The sequence below is a fragment of the Methylobacterium sp. P5_C11 genome, assembly GCF_054049775.1.
In genome coordinates, this window is record NZ_JBFULS010000106.1 from 1 (window position 1) to 4,670 (window position 4,670).

Here is a 4,670-nt window from a genome sequence, read left to right on the forward strand (position 1 = left end):
GCCCTGGGCGCCCCAGGGATCGCGCGCTCCGGCATCGTCGCCGCGGTTGCGGGCGGCGCGCTCGGCGGCGTCGCGGGCGCTGGTGCGCGGTCCTGTGCGGGCGCGGTCGTCGGTCCGGAACTTGCCGGCTTGGGGTCTGCCAGACTGGAACTTGCCGGCCTGGGACTTGCCGGCCTGAGGCTTGCGCCCCTTCGGCCCGCCGCTTTTGGGAGGTCGTGTCGTCATGATTCCGCCGGGACCCGTCTCCGCTTCGGACGGGGCGTCCGGGCGCGTGGGCCGCGGCGTCGCGGACGTCCGGACCGATGGGGTTTACCCGGCTGTAGCATCGCCGGCGCGCAGCGGCAAAGGCGCCGGATGATCGACGCCGCTATCCCGGCCCGCCGCCCCAGGCCGCACGGAGCCAGGGCTTCAGACCTTTCGGGAAGAGGTCCAGTCCGCCCGCGACGTCGAGGCCGTCCAGGTCGCACCACCGCGCCATGCACGCCATTCCGCAATCCTCATGGAAGACGAAGCAGTCCACACCCTCGAACCGGCCGGGCGGCAGAGCGATCGGAAAGAGGAACAGCACCTCGTGCCCGACCTGCCCTTAATGCGTGACGATGTTTCCTACGACGCGGGGACCGCCGAGCACCGAAACGGTGACGCCGAGCTCCTCCGCGAACTCCCGGATCAGGGCGTCCTCGGCGCGCTCGCCGAACGCGACGCCGCCGCCGAGGACGCCCGTGAGGCGCCCGTCATCCGCATGAATCTCTGCCGCCAGCAGGCTTGTTGCCGCGCCGGGGCAGGCCCAGCGCCTTCACGCAGATCTCCGGAAGTAGGCGCCAGAGCGTCATCCCGCACCGGCTAACCCGACCTCAACGGAGTCGCAACGGCCGGCGGCGCGCACCCGCCGGTCCACCGCAACAACCGGACACACGGTTGACGCCCGGACGCGCCAAGGCCAAGCTGACACCCGACGGTTCCCTTCGGGGATCAAAAGGGAACGCGGTGAGGGCTTGCCCCGAAGCCGCGGCTGCCCCCGCAACTGTAAGCGGCGAGCCCTTCACCACCACGTCACTGGGTCACCCCGGGAAGACGGTGCGAGGGCGGCGACCCGTGAGCCAGGAGACCTGCCGTCAGCCGTGGTCACACGCGAAACGCGCCGGGCGGGGTGTCCTGGCGGGTGTCGAGGCGCCCGCGCGCGAGCACGGACGCCAAAGCCTCGTTCGCGGTGACGTGCCACAGCAAGCGCGCCCGCGACGCCGTTCCCGATGTCCATCTCCGCAATTCCGGTTGTCGTGCCCCGATCACGGGACGCCTCCGCGCCCGCCAAGGCGCGAGCTTCCGGATGGCTCAGCATTTGTAATGTTATTACACTGCTTGTAGGACGTCGGGGCCGGCTCGGGCCGCGCATGGACCGCATGCCGCCATGTTCTCATCGACGCATCGTCCCCGCTCACGCGGGCTCGCTCCGGTCTCCGGGGTTCTCGTCGCGCTCCTCACAAGCCCGGCCGCCGCGCAGGAGGCCGTCACTCTGGACCAGCTCTCCGTTGCGGGTGCGGGCGGTGATCCGGACCGCGTCACGCCGAACAGCCTCAACCTGCACACCCCCGACCGGACCGCGAGCCGCCTCGGCCTGACGCCGCTGGAAACGCCGGCCAGCCTCGACATCGTGTCGGGCGAGACCGCGCGGCTGCGCGGCCAGGACACGATCGCCGAGGCCGTGACCCAGGATGCCACCGGCATCACCACGATTGCGTCGCCCGGCAACGGCAACGGCGCCTTCACGTCCCGCGGCTTCGCCGGCCCGAACTCGATCCAGCAGCTCTACGACGGCACGCGCTTCTACGTCGGCGCCAACACCGTGACCTTCCCGTTCGACACGTGGAACGTCGAGCGGATCGAGGTGCTGCGCGGGCCGTCCTCGGTGCTCTACGGGGACGGCGCGATCGGCGGCGTCATCAACGTGGTGCCCAAGAAACCGGTCTTCGTGCCGATCAACGCCGCGCGCGCCGTGGTCGGCACGGACGGCGTCGCGCGCCTCGCCTTCGATTCCGGCGGCGGGATCGGCCAGGCGGAGTACGGCGACACCTTCGCGTACCGCCTCAACGTCAGCGGCAACCGCGCCGACGGCTGGATGCGGCCGGAGGGCGACTTCCGCAACCTCGCCGTCTCCGCCGCCCTGCTGTTCCGGCCGAGCGCCGACCTCGCGTTCACCCTGAGCCACGATCTCGGCTACCAGGAGCCCGCCCGCTACTGGGGCACGCCGCTGGTCGAGGGACGCATCCCGGATCTCATCCGGTTCAACAATTACAACGTCCGCGACGCGAAGATCACCTGGGCCGACAACTGGACCCAGCTCAAGACCGAGTGGTCGCCCTCGGCCGACATCACGATCCGCAACACCGCCTACCGGCTCACCAGCCGGCGCCACTGGCTCGACGTCGAGCAGTACAGCTACAACCGCGGCACCGGGCTCGTGGACCGGGGCGACTACCTGGAGATCTACCACAGCCAAGAGCAGGTCGGAGACCGCCTCGACGCAACGTTCCGGGGCAGCCTGTTCGGATTGCCGAACCAGTTCGTGGCCGGCTTCGACGTGAACCACATCGATTTCCGGCACACCAACAACTTCTACTTCGATCAGGTCACCAGCGTCCCACTCGTCGGCTACGATCCGGGCCTCTTCCCCCAGAACGGCCGGGCGCGGCCGGCCTACGCCACGCAGACGAGCCAGGCCTCGGTCTTCGCCGAGGACCGGGTCATCCTGTCGGACAAGCTCTCGTTCCTCACCGGCGTGCGCCTCGACGTGCCCAAGCTAAACCGGGAGGACCTGCAGACGGGATCGCGGTTCGAGAAGACCTACCGGGCGCTGGGCTACCGGTTCGGCCTCGTCTACAGCCCGACGCCGGACAGCGCGCTCTACGCACAGTACAGCTTCGCCACCGATCCGGTGAACAGCCTGATCACGCTGAATCAGTCGCTGGCCGGCTTCAAGCTCGCCACTGGCGATCAGGTCGAGATCGGTGCCAAGGGTCTGGCCTTCGACGGCGCCGTGGAATGGACCGTCGCCGGCTACCGGATCGTCAAGGACAACCTGATCTCGGCGATCCCGGGCCAGCCGACCCTGTCCACGCAGGTGGGGAGCCAGTCCTCGCAGGGCTTCGAGCTGGCGCTGGGTTGGCGTTTCGCGCCGGGCTGGCGCCTCGACGGCAACCTCGCGCTGCTGCACGCGCAATACGACCGGTTCGACCAGACGGTGGGCGGCGCCACGGTCTCGTATGCCGGCAACCAGCCGATCGACGTGCCCGAGCGCGTGGCCAACCTCTGGCTGACCTGGGACGTATTCCGCGACTGGACCGCGCGGGTCGGACTCCAGAACGTCGGACAGGTCTACAGCGACTTCGGCAACACGGCCCGGCGCCCGGCCTACAACCTCGTCAACGTGGTCCTGGACCATCAGGTCACGGAGGCGTCGCGCCTGTCGCTGCGGGTCTACAACCTGTTCGACAAGGTCTACGCGATCAGCGGCAACGCCGTGAACGGGGTGGGCACCAACTGGCTGCTCGGGCGCCCGCGCTCGGTCGAGGTCGCCTATACGGTGACATGGTGAGCCTGCCGCGCCGGCTCGGCAAGACGGGACGGCGCTGGCTGATCCTGTTCCACCGCTGGGCCGGGATCGCCGCCGGGCTGTTCTTCGCCCTGTGGATCGGATCCGGGCTGGTGATGCTCTACGTGCCGTTCCCGACGCTCACCCAGGCCGAGCGCCTGTCACGGATCGCGCCGATCGCCTGGGATCAGGTCACGGTCCCACCGGACGACGCGCTCCGCGCCGCCGGCCTCGGCGGCGTGCCGGCCGCCTTCGGCCTGGAGATGCGGGGCGGCGAGCCCGTCTACCGGATCGCCGACCGCGACGGCGCCCGGGCCACGGTCTCGGCGCGGACCGGCGCGCGGCTCGGCCCGCTGACGCTCGAGGACGCGCAGCGTCTCGTGGCCGAGGGGGCTCCGGATGCACGCGTCGAGCCGGTCGACCGCGACCAGTGGACCGTCACGGCCCGGTACGACCCGCTCCGCCCGTTCCTGAAGGTCGCCCTCGGTGACGTCGCGGGGACCGAACTCTACGTCTCGCAGGTCACTGGCGAGATCGCCCTCGACACGACCCGGTCCGAGCGGGCCTGGAACTGGGTCGGCGCCGTCGCGCACTGGATCTACCTCACGCCGCTGCGTGCCCGGCCGGAGCTGTGGCGGACGGTCCTGCTCTGGCTGTCGGGCTTCGCCGCCCTGGGGGCGCTGAGCGGGCTGGCGATCGGGATCTGGAGCCTACGCCTCCGGCGGCGGTACGCGGGCGGGGCCGTCACGCCCTATCGCGGGCTCGCCCGCTGGCACCACCTCTTCGGCGTCGCGGGCGGGATCGGGCTCAGCACCTTCATCCTCAGCGGCTGGATCTCGATGAACCCAAACCGCTGGTTCTCGTCGAGCGCCGCGCCCGCCGCGATCCGCGCCGCCTATGCCGGACAGCCCCCCGCCCTCGGCCTCGACGCCGGAGCCCTGCGCGGCTTCGCCGGCCCCGGGACCCGGGCGCTGCGCTTCGCCGCCATCGGCGGATCGTGGTGGATCATCGCCGACAATCCGGCCGACGGCCCGACCAGCGTCCCGGCACGCCGCGCGGATGACGGCGCGGCCCTCGATGC

At 70.8% G+C, this 4,670-nt stretch carries 3 protein-coding genes, 1 pseudogene and 1 riboswitch; of the genes and pseudogenes, 3 read left to right on the plus strand and 1 reads right to left on the minus strand.

Annotated elements, in window-relative coordinates; genetic code table 11:
* Nucleotides 1-225 (minus strand): annotated as a pseudogene (locus ACXJKQ_RS27390) (RluA family pseudouridine synthase); the annotation flags it as partial.
* A gap of 274 nt (nucleotides 226-499) precedes the next feature.
* Between ACXJKQ_RS27390 and ACXJKQ_RS27395 the strand changes: the two are divergent.
* The 3 genes from ACXJKQ_RS27395 to ACXJKQ_RS27405 form a co-directional block, all read left to right on the plus strand.
* Nucleotides 500-847: a hypothetical protein gene (locus ACXJKQ_RS27395; RefSeq protein ID WP_457108819.1), complete on the plus strand. Its 348-nt coding sequence runs from the start codon at nucleotides 500-502 to the stop codon at nucleotides 845-847.
* Nucleotides 848-939: 92 nt separating this feature from the next.
* Nucleotides 940-1,131: riboswitch (cobalamin riboswitch) on the plus strand.
* A 277-nt stretch (nucleotides 1,132-1,408) separates the two neighbouring features.
* Nucleotides 1,409-3,592 carry a TonB-dependent receptor gene (locus ACXJKQ_RS27400; RefSeq protein WP_457108820.1) on the plus strand — a complete coding sequence of 728 codons (2,184 nt, stop codon included), beginning with the start codon at nucleotides 1,409-1,411 and terminating at the stop codon, nucleotides 3,590-3,592.
* Nucleotides 3,586-4,670, plus strand: a 1,085-nt coding sequence (locus tag ACXJKQ_RS27405; protein ID WP_457108821.1) for a PepSY domain-containing protein, incomplete at its 3' end; no start/stop codon positions are given. The genes ACXJKQ_RS27400 and ACXJKQ_RS27405, both read left to right, overlap by 7 nt.